This window comes from Paraburkholderia sp. GAS42, from assembly GCF_050436565.1.
GTDB lineage: Bacteria > Pseudomonadota > Gammaproteobacteria > Burkholderiales > Burkholderiaceae > Paraburkholderia.
The window spans coordinates 33,147-51,188 of the sequence record NZ_JBNDML010000008.1 but is presented as its reverse complement, the minus strand read 5'-3'; the positions used below and the strand labels follow the sequence as shown (position 1 = coordinate 51,188).

16 protein-coding genes are annotated in these 18,042 nt (G+C 64.1%); 3 read left to right on the top strand and 13 right to left on the bottom strand.

Annotated features, from left to right (window positions below; all coding sequences use genetic code 11):
• Nucleotides 1-45: 45 nt before the first annotated feature.
• Both P3T16_RS14000 and P3T16_RS13995 read left to right on the top strand, forming a co-directional pair.
• Nucleotides 46-381 carry a DUF2917 domain-containing protein gene (locus P3T16_RS14000; RefSeq protein WP_429342739.1) on the top strand — a complete coding sequence of 112 codons (336 nt, stop codon included), beginning with the start codon at nucleotides 46-48 and terminating at the stop codon, nucleotides 379-381.
• Nucleotides 382-494: 113 nt separating this feature from the next.
• Nucleotides 495-1,916, top strand: coding sequence for a CoA transferase (locus tag P3T16_RS13995; protein ID WP_429342738.1), 1,422 nt, complete (start codon nucleotides 495-497; stop codon nucleotides 1,914-1,916).
• 12 nt (nucleotides 1,917-1,928) lie between these two features.
• Here the strand turns inward: P3T16_RS13995 and P3T16_RS13990 are convergent, their stop codons facing one another.
• On the bottom strand, nucleotides 1,929-2,675 hold the full coding sequence (locus tag P3T16_RS13990; RefSeq protein WP_429254616.1) for a GntR family transcriptional regulator: 747 nt from the start codon (nucleotides 2,673-2,675) through the stop codon (nucleotides 1,929-1,931).
• A 196-nt stretch (nucleotides 2,676-2,871) separates the two neighbouring features.
• On the opposite strand from P3T16_RS13990, the gene P3T16_RS13985 reads away from it, so the two are divergent.
• Entirely contained in the window at nucleotides 2,872-3,717 is an 846-nt protein-coding gene (locus tag P3T16_RS13985) for an aldo/keto reductase (protein WP_429342737.1), read from the top strand.
• A gap of 37 nt (nucleotides 3,718-3,754) precedes the next feature.
• Here the strand turns inward: P3T16_RS13985 and P3T16_RS13980 are convergent, their stop codons facing one another.
• The 12 genes from P3T16_RS13980 to P3T16_RS13925 all read right to left on the bottom strand — a co-directional run bounded on the left by P3T16_RS13980 (nucleotide 3,755) and on the right by P3T16_RS13925 (nucleotide 17,893).
• Nucleotides 3,755-4,213 carry a hypothetical protein gene (locus tag P3T16_RS13980; protein WP_429342736.1) on the bottom strand — a complete coding sequence of 153 codons (459 nt, stop codon included), beginning with the start codon at nucleotides 4,211-4,213 and terminating at the stop codon, nucleotides 3,755-3,757.
• A 281-nt stretch (nucleotides 4,214-4,494) separates the two neighbouring features.
• Nucleotides 4,495-5,469, bottom strand: coding sequence for a hypothetical protein (locus tag P3T16_RS13975; protein ID WP_429342735.1), 975 nt, complete (start codon nucleotides 5,467-5,469; stop codon nucleotides 4,495-4,497).
• Between the two features lie 426 nt (nucleotides 5,470-5,895).
• Entirely contained in the window at nucleotides 5,896-7,995 is a 2,100-nt protein-coding gene (locus tag P3T16_RS13970) for an ABC transporter ATP-binding protein (RefSeq protein ID WP_429342734.1), read from the bottom strand.
• Nucleotides 7,992-8,858, bottom strand: a complete 867-nt coding sequence (locus P3T16_RS13965; protein WP_429254611.1) for an ABC transporter permease — start codon at nucleotides 8,856-8,858, stop codon at nucleotides 7,992-7,994. The genes P3T16_RS13970 and P3T16_RS13965 overlap by 4 nt, the downstream gene beginning before the upstream one ends.
• Nucleotides 8,855-9,874 carry an ABC transporter permease gene (locus tag P3T16_RS13960; RefSeq protein WP_429342733.1) on the bottom strand — a complete coding sequence of 340 codons (1,020 nt, stop codon included), beginning with the start codon at nucleotides 9,872-9,874 and terminating at the stop codon, nucleotides 8,855-8,857. Before P3T16_RS13960 ends, P3T16_RS13965 begins: the two co-directional genes overlap by 4 nt.
• Nucleotides 9,875-9,931: 57 nt before the next feature.
• A complete protein-coding gene (locus P3T16_RS13955; protein WP_429342732.1) occupies nucleotides 9,932-11,602 on the bottom strand; it encodes an ABC transporter substrate-binding protein in 1,671 nt (556 codons plus the stop codon).
• Between the two features lie 310 nt (nucleotides 11,603-11,912).
• On the bottom strand, nucleotides 11,913-12,932 hold the full coding sequence (locus tag P3T16_RS13950; protein ID WP_429342731.1) for a HoxN/HupN/NixA family nickel/cobalt transporter: 1,020 nt from the start codon (nucleotides 12,930-12,932) through the stop codon (nucleotides 11,913-11,915).
• A gap of 22 nt (nucleotides 12,933-12,954) precedes the next feature.
• Complete coding sequence (locus tag P3T16_RS13945; RefSeq protein ID WP_429254607.1) at nucleotides 12,955-13,479, bottom strand: cupin domain-containing protein; 525 nt, start codon at nucleotides 13,477-13,479, stop codon at nucleotides 12,955-12,957.
• 157 nt (nucleotides 13,480-13,636) lie between these two features.
• Nucleotides 13,637-15,742 carry an elongation factor G gene (gene fusA, locus P3T16_RS13940; protein ID WP_429254606.1) on the bottom strand — a complete coding sequence of 702 codons (2,106 nt, stop codon included), beginning with the start codon at nucleotides 15,740-15,742 and terminating at the stop codon, nucleotides 13,637-13,639.
• Between the two features lie 348 nt (nucleotides 15,743-16,090).
• Nucleotides 16,091-16,597, bottom strand: a complete 507-nt coding sequence (locus tag P3T16_RS13935) for a DUF192 domain-containing protein (RefSeq protein ID WP_429254605.1) — start codon at nucleotides 16,595-16,597, stop codon at nucleotides 16,091-16,093.
• 146 nt (nucleotides 16,598-16,743) lie between these two features.
• On the bottom strand, nucleotides 16,744-16,938 hold the full coding sequence (locus P3T16_RS13930) for a hypothetical protein (RefSeq protein ID WP_429254604.1): 195 nt from the start codon (nucleotides 16,936-16,938) through the stop codon (nucleotides 16,744-16,746).
• Nucleotides 16,939-17,323: 385 nt separating this feature from the next.
• Nucleotides 17,324-17,893 carry a pseudouridine synthase gene (locus P3T16_RS13925; protein WP_429342730.1) on the bottom strand — a complete coding sequence of 190 codons (570 nt, stop codon included), beginning with the start codon at nucleotides 17,891-17,893 and terminating at the stop codon, nucleotides 17,324-17,326.
• Nucleotides 17,894-18,042 lie beyond the last annotated feature (149 nt).

The window sequence follows — 18,042 nt, the reverse complement described above, 5'->3', positions numbered from 1 at the left end:
CCGCAATAATGACTCAATCATAAAGTCGTTTCAAGGAGCACTGCGATGCGCGAAATCCGTACTTTCGAACTGCAACATGACGAGCCGGCGGCCGCATGGCGCGTCGCCCGGCCGCTCATCCTGAAGGTGATGGCCGGGGAAATCTGGATCACGCTCGATGGCGATCCGGAGGATTACTGGCTCGCCGCCGGTGAAACATTTGAGTTGCCGCGCGGCGCGCGGGCGTGGGTGAGCGCCGGGCCCGGCAACGCGCGCGTCGCGTTGACGTTCGCCGGCTGCGAGCTGCGTGAGCGGACGCTGTCGGCCGATGCTTCGCGGCTGTTCAGGCTCTCCCGGCGATCGCTGCGTGCGTGGATGCCGCGCTGGTTCCCGGCGGCGTGAGCGCAGGCTGCGGCGGGTTTTGTGCCTTCCGGCAGGAACGGGGCGATCGTTTTATGATCGAACAGTGAGTTCCATCAATGCGCCCGCTTCGTCGCGGGCGCTTGCCCCTGCTCATGACACCGCGACTCGCGCTTGAACATCTCTGGTCGCTGGCGGCCTGCAGCCCCGCGGCGCTTGACGCCGTCTCGCTCGCAGGCGAAGACCCTGCGTTGCCGTCCGTCTATCGCGTTGGCACGCTGGCGTCCGCGACGATTGCGGCCATGGCGCTTGCCGCCGCGGAATGCTTTCGCCTGCGTACCGGCCGGCAGCAGCGCGTCGACGTCGACGTGCGGCGTGCGCTTGCCACGTTTCGCAGCGAGCGGTATCTGCGGGTGAACGACGGGCTGCCGCCTGAGCTGCGCAATCCGGTCACCGGCTTTTACGCGACGCGCGACAATCGCTGGATCCAGCTTCATACCAACTTTCAGCATCATCTTGACGGTGTGCTGAAGGTGCTCGGCTGCGCCAATGATCCGAAGGCCGTCGCTGAAGCTATTCGCGGCTGGCACGGCGCGACGCTGGATCAGACGCTCGCCGACGCCTGTCTGTGCGCTGCGCTGATCCGCGCGCCCGATGAATGGGCCGCGCTCGATCAGGCGAAGGCGATCGCGTCCCTGCCGCTCTTCGAGATCGAACGGATCGGCGATTCCCAACCCGAGGCACCGGGTCGCGGCGACGCGTCCCTGCCGCTTGCCGGCACCCGTGTACTCGACCTGTCGCGGATCATCGCGGGGCCGGTTGCGGGGCGCGCGCTCGCGCAGCACGGCGCGGACGTGCTGCTGATCAACGGTCCTCATCTGCCGAATATTGCGCCGCTCGTGATCGACAATGGTCGCGGCAAGCGCTCCGCAACACTCGATCTGCGCGACGACCCCGCGCGCGCGCGACTGCGTGCGCTGGTGGCGGGCAACACGGATGTGTTTCTGCAGGCCTATCGTCCGGGCTCACTCGCGGCGCGCGGGTTTGCGCCGGAAGAGCTGGCGCGGCTGCGTCCGGGCATCGTGTGCGTGTCGATTTCGGCATATGGCCACACCGGGCCGTGGGCGCTGCGACGCGGCTTCGACAGCCTCGTGCAGTCGGCGAGCGGCATCGCGTGGACGGAGAGTCTTGCGGCGCGCGGCGAAGGCGGTGGTTCAGAAACGCAAGGTGGAATGCCCAGACATCTGCCGTGTCAGGCGCTCGATCATGGCACGGGCTATCTGGCTGCATTCGGCGCAATGGTCGCGCTGGCCAGGCGGGCAACCGAAGGCGGCAGCTGGCACGTCCGGCTTTCGCTGGCGCAGACGGGCCACTGGCTGACGTCGTTCGGACAGGTCGCCGACGGCTGGCGCACGCCGGACGTCACGTTCGATGACGTGCAGGATTGTCTGGAAACCGTCGACTCACCGTTTGGCCGTGTCACAAGCGTGATGCCGGCGGAACGGCTGTCGGAGACGCCGCCGTTCTACGCCCGCCCGCCCGTGCCGATCGGCACCGACGACGCGCGCTGGGCATAGCGCGCCATCAGCCTACTTGCGAAGCTCCGCGACGAAATCGTAGTAATCGTTGCGGCAGTAGGTATCGGTGAGTTCGATCGCGCGCTGGTCGGCGGTGTAACCGACGCGCGTGATCAGCAGCAGCGCCTCGTTCGGCGCGATGCTCATCTGCTGCGCGATTTCTTCGCTCGCGTTGACCGCGCGGAAGTGCTGCAACGCGCGCACGATCGACAACCCACGTTGCTCGAGATAGCTGTACAGCGAATCGCCGATCGCCTGCGGATCGGGAATCACCGAAGACGGAAACGTCGAGTTTTCTACCGCCATCACGATGCCGTCCGCGAGCCGCAGACGCCGCAGACGTGTCACCGCCGCCGCCGGCGACAAACCCAATTGGATCACTTCATCGCGATTCGCCGGCTGGATTTCGCGCGACAGCCATTGCGAACTCGGCGTGAAGCCGCGTCGCCGCAGCATTTCGCTGAAGCTCGACAGCCGCGACAGCGGATCTTCATAGCGCGGTGTGATGAAACTGCCCGCGCCCTGCGTGCGCCGGATCAACCCCTGTTCGACGAGCAGCGCGATGGCCTTGCGCGCGGTGATGCGTGACACGCCCAGCGCGTCCGACAGCACGCGTTCGGAGGGCAATGCTTCGCCGGCGTTCCAGCGGTTCTCGTGGATCGCGTGACCGAGCTTGCGGGCGAGTTGCAGATAGAGCGGGGTGTCGTTTTCCGGGTCCGGGCGCAGGTCGCGCCAGCGGTCTTCCGAGGCAGAGTTCATGTGACGGACGCAAGAAGGGCAAGCGGCAATTCTATGTCATTGGCGCCCTCGCGTTATAGCGGGCTTTTGCGGGTGGGTCTCTATGCGCCTTCGTGAACGGATAAACTCGTTCGAATTGTCATCGCCGCGGCGCGTCCGCATGCGCGCATGTCCGCGCTGTCTGTGCTGCGAAGAAACCCGGAAACAAGGAGTAACCATGACGAACGAGATCGCCAGCGTGAGCCTGCCCGATGGTGAGCGCATTCCGAAGCTGGGGCAGGGCACGTGGGAAATGGGCGAGCAGCCTGCGCGCCGCGCTGCCGAGATAGCAGCGCTACGCGAAGGCATCGAACTGGGGATGACGCTTATCGACACCGCCGAAATGTACGGCGACGGCGCCACCGAATCGCTGCTGGGCGAAGCATTGCACGGCGTGCGCGACGACGTGTTTCTCGTCAGCAAGGTCTATCCGCACAATGCAAGCCGGCGTGGTGTGCAGGCAGCCTGCGAGCAGAGCCTGAAGCGTCTGAAGACTGATCGCCTCGATCTGTATCTGTTGCACTGGCGCGGATCGGTGCCGCTTGCGGAGACCGTCGAAGGATTTGAGACATTGCGTCGGGCGGGCAAGATCCGTCATTGGGGCGTCAGCAACTTCGACACCGACGACATGGAACAACTTTTCGACGTGCCAGGGGGCGACGCCTGCGTGACGAACCAGATTCTCTACAACGTCGCGCGACGGGGACCGGAGTTCAACCTGCTGCCTTGGCTCGCGGAGCGCGCGATGCCGGCGATGTCGTACAGCCCGGTTGATCATGCGCGTCTGCCGAAACGCTCGCCGCTCGACGACATCGCCAGCGCGCGTGGCGTGTCCGTGTTTCAGGTGGCGCTCGCGTGGGTGCTGCGCCGGCCGGAGGTCTTCGCGATTCCGAAGTCAGGCCGCATTGAGCATGTACGCGACAACCGCCGCGCGCTGGACCTGCAACTCACCGTCGACGAATACGCTGCCATCGATGCGCATTTCCGGCCGCCGCGCAGCAAGCGGCCGCTCGAAATGCTGTGAGGTGTGTCTGCTCATGCGCGTGTGCAACGCGCATGGATCAGTTGCAGGGGTGATGTGAATGGACGGAGCCGAGCACGGCGACTTCGGCGGGCGCGCGCTTGAGAGCATCGTCGCTGACCTGACCGGCGTCCTTAAGAAAATCGTCGACGATGGTGGAGACCTGCGTGTCGCGCAGGCATAGCGATACGCGTTGGGTTTCGTTCGGGGGCAGCGACGCACGCTGTCCGAGAAACAGCACGCCGTACTGATAGCCGCGGATGATGCCGCGAATCGCGCCGACGCATTGACCTTGCGCGACGTTATCCGATTTCTTCTTGCAGCGTTGTGCGAGCGAATACGCGGAGAAGGACGGATCGACGGGTGGCGCCACGGCTGTGACCGGGGCAGCAGGTTGAGCAGGCGTCTGCGCGTTCGCCAGCGAGGCGAAGCCGAGCGTGGTGGCCATCAGCAGGGCTGATGCAGTGCGCGCGACGGGTGAGGGGACATGTCTTTGCATCGTGTTGTCCTCATGCTGAACGTTGAATTCAATATGAGGCGATCCATGCCATTTGGTTCCGGCTGCCGCGCGATGCGCTGTCGGAACTGTCGGCGCAGTTGAAGCTGCCGATGCCGTTGAGGCGAAAGGGAAGGGACCACAGAAGGGACGTGTCCGGCCCTGGCGGCGACGTCCGACCGGGGGATCGGGACGTCACCGCCAACACAGGCTCGGACCGGCAAGGAGCCGAATCGTTTCGGATCTGCGGAACGGCACGGGGGCGCCGTTCCGTTGCTACGGATCTAATGTCCGTTGCCACTGCCGTGGCCACCACCGCCGGAGCCGCCGCCATACCCTCCGCCGAAGCCGCCACCACCTCCGAAACCACCGCCAAACCCACCGCCGGGACCACCCGCACCGAAGCCACCGCCAGGACCGCCGGCGCCAAAGCCACCGCCGTGACCGCTACTGCCGTTGCCGCTGGAGCCACCGCCGCCGCAGCCGCAACCGCCGCTGCCACCACCACCACCGCCACCATCACCACCACCACCACCACCGCCACCACCGCCACCGCCACCACCGCCACCACCGCCACCGCCACCACCGCCACCGCCACCGCCACCACCGCCACCACCACCTTTGCCTCCGGCGGACGCGCTGCCGTTCGAGCTCCCCGCCGATGCGCCCGCGCCACTGCCACCGCCGCTGCTGTTGCTGCCACTATTACTGCTGTTTGCGCCGCTCGACGCCGCGCCGCCGCTTCCACCGCGTCCGCCGTTCGCCTGTTTCGGATCGCAGATGCCGACTGTGTTGCTGCGACATTCCCGCGTCGTCTGGAAGACGGCCGCTGCATCGTCGGCTGCTGTTGTGCTGGCGTCGGATGGTGCGCCGGTCGCGAGCGTGCCCCGTTGCGCGAGAACGGCCGCGCCGTCCGCAGCGCCGATCGCGTCAGCGGAGTCGCCGCTGCCCGGCAGCGATGCGTCTGCCGTCAGGCTGCTTCCCACGAGAGGGGAGCCCGCCGCGACGCCTTTTGCCGACGACTGGGTCGCCGCGTTGTAGGCCGGTGTCGCGGGCGTAGCAGACATAGCCGCTGGAGTACCGGCCTGTCCGCCGCTTGCCGGCAACGGCGCATCGGCGACCAGAATCCATTGCGGGATCACCTCGCTCGTCGATGCGGCGTGCGCGACATGCACTGCCATTAAAGTCGCCGCGCCAGCAATACACACTGCCGCATCCCGTAACCCGTAGTAGTGCTTAGTTAACTTCGTGTTATTCATCACATCTCTCCCGACGAGAGGGCGACGCCTCGTCTGCCGCCGTCTCTTATTGGCCGCCTCGTATGCGGAGGGCCCGTCATAACGCGAGCCTTGTTGCTCCCCGTGTCTGGTCCGCACAGTGCGCGCCTCGCACACTATCGGCGAAGCACGAAGCCGTTATCTGCATCGGCCAACCGTGTCGGAAAGCTCAACCCCGTTGTCGCTGATCGCGTGCCGGTTGCCCGCACCTCCCGTAGCGACAACCATGCCACTGCCCGCAAACCCGCGTCGTACATGGCGCGCACGTACCGCACCCGATGCAGGCGTTCAGGAATCGCATAAAAACGTTTCGACGGTGAAACGCACGACGTGAATCGCCGCGCGAGACGTGTCATCGATGAAGCGTCCGCATTCAGCAGACAAACCGACGCGTCGCGCTATCTCACGTCACGCTTCGCTTCGCGTCGTATCGCGCTGGAGCACGCGAAGTTCTTCGACGGGGATGTGGCAGCGGATGTGATGACCGTCGCCCGCATCGTGCATCGGCGGATCCTGCTGTTCGCAGATCGCGCCGAGCCTGCGCGGGCAGCGCGTATGAAAGACGCAGCCCGAAGGCGGCGCCGACGCCGAAGGCAGGTCACCGGACAGACGGACGCGTTGCGCGCCGCTGTTTGAATCGAGCGTTGGGATCGAAGAAATCAACGCTTCGGTATACGGATGATGCGGACCATCGAACACCGCGCCGGCCGGCCCGATCTCCATCAGACGACCGAGATAGAGCACCGCAATGCGATCCGACAAGTAGCGCACGACGTTCAGATCGTGCGAGATGAACACATAGCTCACCCCGCGTTCGCGTTGCAGGTCGGCGAGCAGATTGAGGATCGCGGCCTGCACGGAGACATCGAGCGCGGAAGTCGGTTCGTCGCAGACAACGACCCGCGGATCACCCGCAAACGCGCGCGCAATCGCGACGCGCTGCTTGAGCCCGCCCGACAGCTGACGCGTGCGCACGCCAAGATAGCGGTCGGGCAGGCGCACTGCCGCGGCGAGTGCGGCGAGCCTCGCGCCGTGCGCCTGACCGCGCAGCGAACCCAGCCGCGACAACGCGCGACCGATCAGCCGCTTCACCGAATGCGCGCGGTTGAGCGCCGAATCCGGGTTCTGGAACACGATCTGAAGCGACTTCACCTGCTCGTCGTTGCGTCGGGTGACGCGCGCCGGCAACAACGCGCCGTCGAGTTCGATGACACTGCCTGCGTCGGGCGAAACGAGGCCGAGCAGCAGCCGTGCGAGCGTCGTCTTGCCGCTTCCCGATTCGCCGACGAGGCCGAGCGTCTCGCCCTTCATCAGTTCGAGCGAGACGTCATCGACGGCGCGTAACGCTGCGCCCGACACGTGGAATGTCTTCGATACATGTTCCGCGCGCAGCACCAGCGCGCGTTCATCCGTGCCATCGCTCGCGGATTGTCGCGCGAGCTCCGGCTTCTCGCCGGTATTGCGAGGCAGATCGATCGCGCGCTCGTGATAGTGGCACCGCGACATCTGATCGCCGTGCGCAGCGCACACGCGATAAGGCGGCGGTGCTTCGCGCCGGCAGCGATCGTCGGCGAGACGGCAGCGGTCGGTATAGATGCAGCCTTGCATCACCGAGCCTGCGAGCGGCAGTTGACCGGCGATGGTATCGAGCCGGTCCGTGTCCTTGCTGCGGCCGGGCGTCGGCAGACAGCGCAGCAGGCCGACCGTATACGGATGTCGCGGACGGGCGAAAACATCGCGCGTCGTGCCTTCTTCGACGAGCTTGCCCGCATACAGCACGCCGACGCGCTCGCACATCCGGCCGATCACCGCGAGGTTGTGGCTGATGAACAGCACCGCCGTGCCGAACTCCTTGCGCAGTTGCGCGACCAGATCGAGCACTTCAGCTTCGACGGTTGCGTCGAGGCCAGTCGTCGGTTCGTCGAGGATCAGGAGCGCGGGATTCGAAGCGAGCGCCATCGCGATCACGACACGCTGCTGCATGCCGCCCGACAGCTGATGCGGATAGCTGTCCATCACGCGCTCCGGTGACGCGATTCGCACCCGGCGCAGCATTTCAAGCGTGCGTTCGAGCGCCGTCGCGTACGATGCGCCCGCAGCTTCGAATGCTTCCGACACCTGACGCGCGACGGTGAGCGAAGGATTGAGCGCGCGTGCAGGATCCTGATACACCATCGAAATCGACTTCGCGCGCATCATGCGCAACGCGTCGGCGTCGAGCGCGTTCGGATCCTGGCCGGCGATCAGAATGCGGCCGGCCTTCACCTTGCCGTTGCGCGGCAGGTAGCGCAACGCGGCCATCGCGACCGTCGACTTGCCGCATCCGGATTCACCGACGAGCCCGTACGCTTCGCCGCGCTTCACGCGAAATGAGACGTCCTGCAGCACCTCGCGATCGCGTCCGCGGGAACGGTAACTGACCGTGAGGCCGACGATTGTCAGCGCGTCGGTGCGCTCGCTCTTCGAGACGTCGAAGGCGGGAAAAGCGGAGGGCGGCGGCGCATTCATCGGTCGAGCACACCTTCGACGCTATCCGCGATCAGATTGACGCCGACGACGAGCGATGCGATCGCCGCCGCATCGAACACGACGGTCCACCACGCACCGCCCGCCATCAACGTGTACGACTCCGATAATGCGAGCCCCCAGTCAGCCGAAGGCGGCTGGATGCCGAAGCCGAGAAACGACAGCGTCGCGACCGCGAAAATCGCATACCCGAGCCTCACGTTCGCTTCGACGATGATCGGCGGCAGCACGTTGGGCAGGATCTCCGCGAACATGATGTACGTCGCGTTTTCTCCGCGCAGCTGCGCCGCGGCGACGTAGTCGAGATGACGTTCGGCCAGCACGGCGGCGCGCACGGTGCGCGCGGTGATCGGCGTGAACGTGATGCCGATCACGAGAATCACCGTGAAGTTCGACGTGCCCACGGCCGCAAGTGCAAGCAGCGCGACGATGACAAGTGGCAACGCGAGCACGGCATCGATCGCACGGCCGATCACGTTGTCGACCCAGCCGTCGAAATAGCCGACGACCAGACCGAGCGCCGTGCCCGCCAGCGTACCGAGCAACGTCGCGAGTGGCGAGATCGTGAGGATGTCGCGGGCGCCGACGATCACGCGCGAAAACACATCGCGGCCGAGCTGGTCGGTGCCGAACCAGTGCGTGTGATCGGGCGGCGCCAGCGAGTTGAGCGGATCGGACGCGTACGGATCGAGCCGCACGATCCACGGCCCGGCGATTGCGCACACTACCCAGCCAAGCACGATCAGCACACCGACGATGAACGTCGGCGAATGCAGCAGGGCACGCAGGCGGTCGTAGCGCGGCTCCTGGATGCGGGCCGCTTCCGGCGGCGCGACGGCGTTCATTCGGCCCCCTGCACACGCAGACGCGGATTGAGCAGCACGTGCAGCGCATCGGCGACGAGATTCGCCACCGTGTACACGACGCCGATGGTCAGCACGCCGGCTTCGAGCATCGGAAAGTCCTTCGCCTTCGCGGCGTTGTAGATCAGCGAGCCGATGCCCTGATAGTGAAAGAGCGTCTCCACGACGACCAGTCCGCCGATCATGTAGCCGAGCTGCGTAGCGGCGACGGTGATGGTCGGCAGCAATGCGTTGCGCAGCACGTGTCGCCAGATCACGATGTGCTGCGGCAGACCTTTGAGGATCGCGGTGCGCGTGTAGTCGGCGTCGAGCGCCTCGACGGTGCCGGCGCGGGCCATCCGCGCGATGTAGCCGAAGAAGACGAAGACGAGCGGCAGCACAGGCAGGATCAGATGCCTGAGTTGCTCGAACACGCCGGCGCCAGGCGGATACGAGGCCTCGATCGGCAACCACTGCAGCCAGATGCCGAAGATCAGGATCAGCACGATCGACGACACGAACTCCGGCACCACTGTCGCCGACAGGCCCGCGATGCTGATGGCGCGATCGATCCAGCGTCCCGCATGCATCGCCGCCCACACGCCGCCCGCGATCCCAAGCGGCACGACGACAATGAACGCGAGCAGGCCAAGCTTCGCAGAATGCCCGAGTGCCTGGATGACAAACGGCCTGACCGGCGTGCGGAACACGTACGACAAGCCCATGTCGCCGCGCACGAAATGCGTGATCCAGCCGGCGTATTGCGTTAGCAGCGGCCGGTCCGCGCCGAGCTGATGATTGAGCGCGGCGACAGCGCGTGCGTCGGCAAGCGGCCCAAGCACCGCGCGGCCGATATCGCCTGGCAGCAACTGGCCGCCCGCGAACACGAGCACCGACAGCAGCCACAGCGTGACGAGCGAGAGCGCCATGCGCGTTGCCAGAAAACGCGCGACGCGGCCCGCGTTGCCGCTACCTGTTTGCGGCGCGTTCGGTGCGGAAGGAAAAGCCGGAGTCGACATCGAATGCTCGCGTGAAGTGCTGGCGCCGAATGCGATGTGGATTGATCGCGCCGGCGCTTAACCGGCCAGTACCGCGCGATCGAAATACAGCTGCGCGATCGCGGTGAAACGCACGCCGCCCAGCACGCTGCGCGTGGCGATCAACTGGTCGTAGAAGTACGGGATGATGATCGGCGTTTCGTCGAGCAGCAGTGTTTCGATCTGCCCGGCGATTTTCTTCTGCGATGCCACGTCGAGCGCACCCACGAAATCCGCGACGAGTTTGTCGTACTGCGGGTTTTTGAAGTGCGCCGCGTTCCACGTACCGCTGCTTGTGAGCGGCGCGTTGAGGAACACGTTCGGCACGCCGCGATGACCGTAATCCGTGATGCCGAGCGGCGAGTCGAGCCAGTCCGATTTGCCGGGCGTGCCCGCGCCGTAATACAGCGACTGGCTTTCCACCTTCAGATTGATCCGCACGCCGATCGCCTTCGCCGCGTTTTGTATGACGACGGCGAGGTCCGGAATCTCCATGTACTTTTCAGTGGTCAGCGTGACGTCGAAACCGTTGGCGACGCCCGCCTGCGCGAGCAGCTGCTTCGCCTTCGCAACGTCGAGCCTGCGCTGCGGCACGCTCATATCCGACGACGGAAAGACAGAGGCAAACGGGCTGTCGTTGGCGACCATCGCGCGGCCCTTGAAGAGCCCGCGCACCATCACTTCGCGATCGAGCGACAGCGCGAGCGCCTGGCGCACGCGCTTGTCCTTGAAGAGCGGATTGTCGTTGCGCATATGCATCTGACGATGCGCGCTCGACCGTACGCCGATCACCTTGAATTCCGGATTGTTCACGATGCCGGAGCCGCCCTGCACGGTGAACGTGCCCATCACGTCGGCCTGACGGCCTTGCAGCGCGAGGATCTGCGCCTGTTCGTCGGCGTAGAACGAAAACTGCACGCGTTGCGGCAGTGCTTTGTCGCCCCAGTAATCGGGATTGCGCACGAACGAAGCGCCCACCTTCGGCTGATACGCTTCGAGCCTGAACGCGCCGGTGCCGATGAAGGTCTTTTCGTAGTTGCCTGCGTAATTCGCCGGCAGGATGATCGCGTTGTAGTTGTCCGAGGAAACGTAATACGGAAAGTTGCCGTTCGGCGCGTCGAGATGGAACGCGACGGTCTGCTCGTCGACGACTTTCGCGCCGCCTTTCGACAGCACGCCTTTCAGCACCGAGAGGGCGGCTGAACCGGTTGCCGGATCGGCAAGGCGGTCGAACGTGGCGACCACGTCCTTCGCGCCGAAGGTCTGACCGTCGTGGAATTTCACGTTTTGACGCAACTTGAACGTCCACACGTCGCCCTTCGCGTTCGGCTGCCATGACAGCGCCAGAGCGGGTTGCAACTGTGAGTGCTCGTCGTCGTTGATCAGGAATTCGCCGGTCTGGTTCAGCAGCGCGAGGCCGCCGGCGTCGGTGACGGTCAGCGGGTCGACGGCGCCGCCCGGCATCAGGTGCGCGACGCGGATCGTCGCGTTGGCGCCTTTCGGTGCACCCTGTGCGTGCGCGCGCGGCGAAGCGAGCAGGCCGCCGCCCGCCAGCGAAAGCCCGATCACGCCTGCGTAACGCAGCAGTTCGCGGCGCGAGAGGCGGCCGGCGAGGAATTCGTCGATGGCGTGGTTGCCGAGGTCATCGGCGGTGCGTCGTGCAGCTTCGAGTGCGAGGCGGGCTGAATGGCGATCCGCGGAATTCTTCATCGAATGGTGTTCCGTTGGGTTCTATCGGACAACGCGCCCGGTTGGGCGCGTCAACCCGAGCCGTGGTGCGGCGACGTGGGCGATTTCAGTGTAAGCGATTGCCCGTGGAATCGGAACGCCAGGCGTCGCGCAAATCCCGCTCGCGCGGATGAAACAGGGGAACATGTGTCGTGATGACAACGTTCGTCGGCGTGATAACCGGGTCGCCGTGTCAGGCGGGCGGCTAAGGCGTGCTGCGTTAGCGCCCGAAGCGTCGCCACGACGACGGTACAGGCCCGCGCACGGGCACCGCGATTGCTGCGCTGCGCGACTACCGTGCCGTGACCGCAGGACGACGCCAGCGGTGAAACAGCACCGAGCCGATCCAGCACGCCGTGAACATCGCGACGATCCCGTAGCCGAGCGTGCCGAAGCGCGCGTTGACCGCAGCCGCCGCGTCCCACGCGCCGCCCGTGAGGCCGAGTGTGTCCGACAGCAGGCCCAGCGCTTCGACGCCGCCAACCACAATCGCCACCACCGCCGACACAAACGTGATGCTCGCGTTGTAGTAGAGCTTGCGGCGCGGGTCGTCCATCGCCCAGCCGTAGGCGTGGACCATCAGCACGTTGTCGGTGGAATCGACGAGCGTCATGCCGGCCGTGAATAGCGCGGGAAACACGAGGATCGAATACATCGGCAGGCCTTTGCCCGCTTCGGCGGCGGCGATCGCGAGCAGGCCGATTTCGGTGGCCGTGTCGAAGCCGAGACCGAACAGCACACCGACCGGATACATGTGCCAGCTTTTCGACACGAGACGGAAGAGCGGTCGCAGCGCGCGCGACAGCAAACCGGCGGGCGCGCGCGTCGCCGCGTCCGGCGGTAGTTCGCCGCCGCGCTGCACGTGCCGGTAGCGACGCCACACGTCGCGCAGGATCATCAGGTTCACGCCCGCGAGCACCAGCAGAAATGCCGCTGAAACGGCGGTGCCGATCGTACCGCCTACCGCCTTGAAGCTGTCGAAGCGGTCATGCATCGAGACGGCAGTCAACGCGATGCCGATGGTCGCGGCAATCACGATCGTCGAATGGCCGAGCGAGAACGACAGGCCGACCGTCAGCGGGCGCTTGCCTTCCTGCATCAACTTGCGCGTGACGGCATCGATCGCGGCGATGTGGTCGGCGTCGACCGCGTGGCGCAGGCCGAAGCCATACGCGAGCAATGCCGTGCCGAGCAGCAGCGGATAGTGACGAAACGCGATCAGCGCCCACGCCCACGCCGCCAGATTGGCAGCGATCAGCACGGCGTAGAGCGTGAGGAGGCGAGGGCGCAGCGCGGCAGTAGTTGGCGTCATGAAGGGCGCTTTCTGTCGATCTCTAGTGATCGTGCGGATGTTTGTGGATCGGATCGACCCAGTAGACCGTTTCGGGTGCTTCAACGGCATCGATGTTCAGGTTCACGACCACCGCCTCGTTGTCGCTGCGCACGACCACGCATTCGAGCGGATCGTCGGTGCTCGCGTTGATCTCCTGATGCGGTACATACGGTGGCACGAAGATGAAGTCGCCAGGGCCAGCTTCGGCCGTGAATTCGAGGTGCTCGCCCCAACGCATGCGCGCCCGGCCGCGCACCACATAGATCACGCTTTCGAGCGCGCCGTGATGATGCGCGCCGGTCTTCGCATTCGGATGGATCGTGACCGTGCCGGCCCAGATCTTCTGCGCGCCGACGCGGGCTGCATTGATTGCTGCGGCGCGGTTCATGCCGGGCGTCTGTGCCGTGCTGGTGTCCAGCTGATCGCCGCGGATGACTTTCACGCCATTTTCCCGCCAGTCGGGATGGTCGCCGCCGGGCTCATGCTCATGGTCGTGCGGGCCGTCGTGGGAATGATCGTGGCTCATGATTGTCTCCTCTCTCGGGGCGTCCCGGTATTCTGGCACGTTCAAAAATCGCCCGTGTCGGACCGGTCATTGGCCATCGACGTGCGGGCCGCCCGGATAGAAAAAAGCCCGTTCACAAGGAACGGGCTTCACAACCACTCAACCGCTTCGAACGCGATTACTTGTGCTTCGAATTGACGATTGCGTCGGCCACATTCGACGGCGTTTCAGCGTAGTGCTTGAACTCCATCGTGTACGTGGCGCGACCCTGTGTAAGCGAACGCAGGGAAGTGGAGTAGCCGAACATCTCGGCGAGCGGCACTTCGGCGCGCACGAGCTTGCCGCCACCGCCAGCGATGTCCTCCATGCCCTGCACGATGCCGCGACGGCCGGACAGATCGCCCATCACGTTGCCCATGAAGTCTTCCGGCGTTTCGACTTCAACAGCCATCATCGGTTCGAGCAGCACCGGTTTCGCGCGGCGCATGCCTTCCTTGAACGCCATCGAGCCGGCCATGCGGAACGCGTTTTCGTTCGAGTCGACATCGTGGTACGAACCGAACGTCAGCGTGACCTTCACGTCGACGACCGGATAGCCCGCGAGCACGCCGGCCTTCAGCGTTTCGATGATGCCCTTGTCGACCGCCGGGATGAATTCGCGCGGCACCACGCCGCCCTTGATCGCATCGACGAATTCGTAGCCCGTGCCCGGCTTCTGCGGTTCGAGCTTCAGCACGACGTGACCGTACTGACCACGACCGCCCGACTGCTTGACGAACTTGCCTTCGACGTCTTCCGCCGTCGTGCGGATCGTTTCGCGATACGCGACCTGCGGCTTGCCGACGGTGGCCTCGACGCCGAACTCGCGCTTCATCCGGTCGACGAGAATTTCCAGGTGCAGCTCGCCCATGCCGGAGATGATCGTCTGGCCGGATTCCTCGTCGGTCTGCACACGGAACGACGGATCTTCCTGCGCGAGACGATTGAGCGCGATGCCCATCTTTTCCTGATCGACTTTCGTCTTCGGCTCGACGGCCTGCGAGATCACCGGTTCCGGGAAGATCATCTTTTCAAGGATGATCACGTTGTTCGGATCGCACAGCGTGTCGCCCGTTGTGGCTTCTTTCAGGCCAACCGCAGCGGCGATGTCGCCTGCGTAGACTTCCTTGATTTCCTTGCGCTCGTTCGCATGCATCTGCAGGATCCGGCCAAGGCGTTCCTTCTTTTCCTTGATCGCGTTGTAGACGGTGTCACCCGAATTCACGACGCCCGAGTACACGCGGAAGAAGATCAGCTGGCCGACGAACGGGTCAGTCATGATCTTGAAGGCGAGCGCCGAGAACGGATCGTCGTCTCTGGGATGACGCTCGATCTCGTTGTCGTCTTCATCGTGACCGGTGATCGCGGGCACGTCGACCGGCGACGGCAGATAGTCGATCACGGCGTCGAGCATCGCCTGCACGCCCTTGTTCTTGAACGCGCTGCCGCACAGCATCGGCACGATCTCGTTCCTGATCGTGCGGCTGCGGATGCCGAACTTGATTTCCTCTTCGGTCAGCGTACCGCCGTGAAGGTACTTGTCGAGCAATTCCTCGTTCGCTTCGGCTGCGGCCTCGACCATCTTGTCGTGCCACGTCTTCGCGGTATCGACAAGCTCAGCCGGAATCTCCCTGTACTCGAACTTGATACCCTGATTCTCTTCGTCCCAGACAATCGCCTTCATCTTGACGAGGTCGACCACGCCCTGGAAATGATCCTCGGCGCCGACCGGAATCTGGATTGGCACCGCGACGCCTTTCAGGCGATCGCCGATCTGTTTCTGCACGCGGAAAAAGTCAGCGCCGACGCGGTCCATCTTGTTGACGAACGCAATACGCGGCACCTTGTACTTGTTCGCCTGACGCCACACGGTTTCGGACTGCGGCTGCACGCCGCCGACCGAGTCGTAGACCATGCACGCGCCGTCCAGCACGCGCATCGAGCGTTCAACTTCGATCGTAAAGTCGACGTGCCCCGGGGTGTCGATGATGTTGATCCGGTGTTCCGGATAGTTGCCGGCCATGCCTTTCCAGAACGCCGTGGTGGCCGCCGACGTGATCGTGATGCCGCGCTCCTGCTCCTGTTCCATCCAGTCCATCGTCGCCGCACCGTCGTGAACCTCGCCGATCTTGTGGGTCACGCCGGTGTAGAACAGGATGCGTTCCGTAGTGGTGGTTTTGCCGGCATCGATGTGAGCGCTAATACCAATGTTCCGGTAGCGTTCAATGGGAGTCTTTCTGGGCACGTGATTCTCCTTGGAAAGGCGCGCCGGTGGAAGGCGCCGGGCTGTGCGTTGCTCCGCCCGGTCGATCGCGGTGCTGCTGTGATAAGACCATAAGCATAGCGCTACCGTCAGGCTTTTGCAGGAATCTTGCCAGGCGCGGCGGACGGGGGAGCCGGGTGGCGCTTTTGGGTTGCCGGCGGGGTGCCCGCGGGTCGCCCGAAGTTCACCCGGAAGGAGTCTGTGCGCTGCATCATCGATAGATTTCGGGCGACAGCCGTCGCTCCGGACGCAAAAAAGCCGGTGCACCTTGAAGGTGTCACCGGCTTCCCGATGGACGGCAGGCGATCCCGCACGGACCGCTGCTGTTTTTTATTGCGGCGCGGGCAGTCCCTGAATCTTCATGCCCGGCGTGATGCCCTTCGACGTGAACCAGCCCTTGCTCATCTCGAGCACATACACGCCGTTGTGCTTCGGGCAGTGATTGTTGGTGGTTTCGGCCTGCATCTCGTCGATATCGGTGATCGTGCCATCGGCGCGAATAAACGCGACGGACAGCGGAATCAGCGTGTTCTTCATCCAGAAGCAGTGCACGGCGTTTTCGTTGAAGGCGAAGATCATGCCTTCGTTCGGCGCGAGCGTCGTGCGATACATGAGTCCCTGTTCGCGGTCCGCATCGTTGGCGGCGACGGCGGCGTCGATCACGAACATGCCAGCGGTGAGTTTGACGCGCGGGAAATCGCCAGGCTGTTTTGCACCGGGCGGCATCTGCTGCGCGTACGCGTCGTTCGAACCGGTGGCGACGAACAAAAGGGCCGCGACGGGCAATGCAATCGCAAACGCGAAGCGCGCGACGAGGGAGCGCAGGGTGATTCGCACGGCGTGACTCCTAGCTGGAAAATAACCCGCGCATGTTACGCGAGCGCGTCAAAAAAGAAAAAGGCAGAGTGCCTTGCGGCCTTCTGCCTTTCAACGCCGTAAGAACGGCAGTACTGCTAGTTCTTGACTGCGTTTTTACAACAAACTTACTCCGAAGCGCCCGAAGCTGCAGCAGCTGCTGCTGCCTTCTTGTGCGACTTCTTGTGTGCGTGCTTCGTGGTCTTCTTTGCCGACGAAGCTGCTGCTGCCGGCGCTGCCGAAGCTGCTTCCGGTGCCGAAGCTTGTGCGAATGCTGCCGTTGCGAAGAGACCAGCGACCAGAGCGGCGATCAGTTTGTTCATTTTGTAAATCCTCAGCATGAGTTGCGGTAAATTAACCAATGACCCGGTTCTTGAGTCAGATCGGTAAACGTGCCATCCACCTTTCGGTTGACAGCCGTATCGAACAAATTTTCGATGACGTCTGCCAGCGTCCGGACCCACTGTGTTTGCCGCGAGAGTGGCTTGCACAAAGGCCTTTAAGGCTGAATGCCGGATAGCTTCGGAGGGCATCTGGGTCGAATAACGCGTGAGGTTACGACGCGGTTGACGCGAATTTTCGCGAATATTTCTGCATCGCTGCGAATACGCGGACACATACTGATGTGTCACTCGGCATCAGCGAGAAAAATGACTGACGGTACAACGGGTTAGATCGCGAATACGCGTTGCGCATGAGCGTGAAAAATCACACGACACCATTCCACGGTGCCTGCAATGGCACGTCGATATGCTCGCCAGGTGCGAGCCCCAGCGCAAAAATATCGAGCGCACCGACACCGACGCGCACGAGTCGCAGCGTCGGAAATCCGATGGCCGCTGTCATGCGGCGAACCTGGCGGTTCTTGCCTTCAGTAATGGAGAGTTCGATCCACGTAGTGGGAATTGCCGCGCGAAAGCGGATCGGCGGCGTGCGTGGCCAGAGCGTTTCCAGTGGCTCGACGAATTCCGCGCGACACGGACGCGTCACGTAATCGCCGAGATCGACGCCGCGCACGAGCTTTTTCAGATCGTCGTTCGATGGTGCGCCTTCGACCTGCGCCCAGTAGCGCTTGACGAGCTTGTGGCGCGGTTCGGCGATGCGTGCCTGCAGGGCGCCATCGTCGGTGAGCAGCAGCAGGCCTTCGCTGTCGGAGTCGAGTCGTCCTGCGGGATAGACGCCGGGCGTCTTGACCCAGTCAGCCAGCGACGCGCGTGTTTCGTGCGGCGAGAACTGGCAGATCGTGCCGAATGGCTTGTTGAGCGCGATAAGACGCATGCAATAAATTCCGACGGAAGTTCCGCGCCGTCGCGTATCTGGCATGTGGCGCAGACTGGAGAATGCGGCGCGGGCGCTGTGGCAAATGGCGAGATATTAATGCATAATATGAAACGCCAAGTCTTAGGTCTTATATAAGACATAAGAGA

Coding starts and splice junctions, on each gene's coding strand:
- P3T16_RS14000 (WP_429342739.1), top strand. CDS start 46: ATGCGCGAAATCCGTACTTTCGAACTGCAACATGACGAGCCGGCGGCC.
- P3T16_RS13995 (WP_429342738.1), top strand. CDS start 495: ATGACACCGCGACTCGCGCTTGAACATCTCTGGTCGCTGGCGGCCTGC.
- P3T16_RS13990 (WP_429254616.1), bottom strand. CDS start 2,675: ATGAACTCTGCCTCGGAAGACCGCTGGCGCGACCTGCGCCCGGACCCG.
- P3T16_RS13985 (WP_429342737.1), top strand. CDS start 2,872: ATGACGAACGAGATCGCCAGCGTGAGCCTGCCCGATGGTGAGCGCATT.
- P3T16_RS13980 (WP_429342736.1), bottom strand. CDS start 4,213: ATGCAAAGACATGTCCCCTCACCCGTCGCGCGCACTGCATCAGCCCTG.
- P3T16_RS13975 (WP_429342735.1), bottom strand. CDS start 5,469: ATGAATAACACGAAGTTAACTAAGCACTACTACGGGTTACGGGATGCG.
- P3T16_RS13970 (WP_429342734.1), bottom strand. CDS start 7,995: ATGAATGCGCCGCCGCCCTCCGCTTTTCCCGCCTTCGACGTCTCGAAG.
- P3T16_RS13965 (WP_429254611.1), bottom strand. CDS start 8,858: ATGAACGCCGTCGCGCCGCCGGAAGCGGCCCGCATCCAGGAGCCGCGC.
- P3T16_RS13960 (WP_429342733.1), bottom strand. CDS start 9,874: ATGTCGACTCCGGCTTTTCCTTCCGCACCGAACGCGCCGCAAACAGGT.
- P3T16_RS13955 (WP_429342732.1), bottom strand. CDS start 11,602: ATGAAGAATTCCGCGGATCGCCATTCAGCCCGCCTCGCACTCGAAGCT.
- P3T16_RS13950 (WP_429342731.1), bottom strand. CDS start 12,932: ATGACGCCAACTACTGCCGCGCTGCGCCCTCGCCTCCTCACGCTCTAC.
- P3T16_RS13945 (WP_429254607.1), bottom strand. CDS start 13,479: ATGAGCCACGATCATTCCCACGACGGCCCGCACGACCATGAGCATGAG.
- P3T16_RS13930 (WP_429254604.1), bottom strand. CDS start 16,938: ATGAACAAACTGATCGCCGCTCTGGTCGCTGGTCTCTTCGCAACGGCA.
- P3T16_RS13925 (WP_429342730.1), bottom strand. CDS start 17,893: ATGCGTCTTATCGCGCTCAACAAGCCATTCGGCACGATCTGCCAGTTC.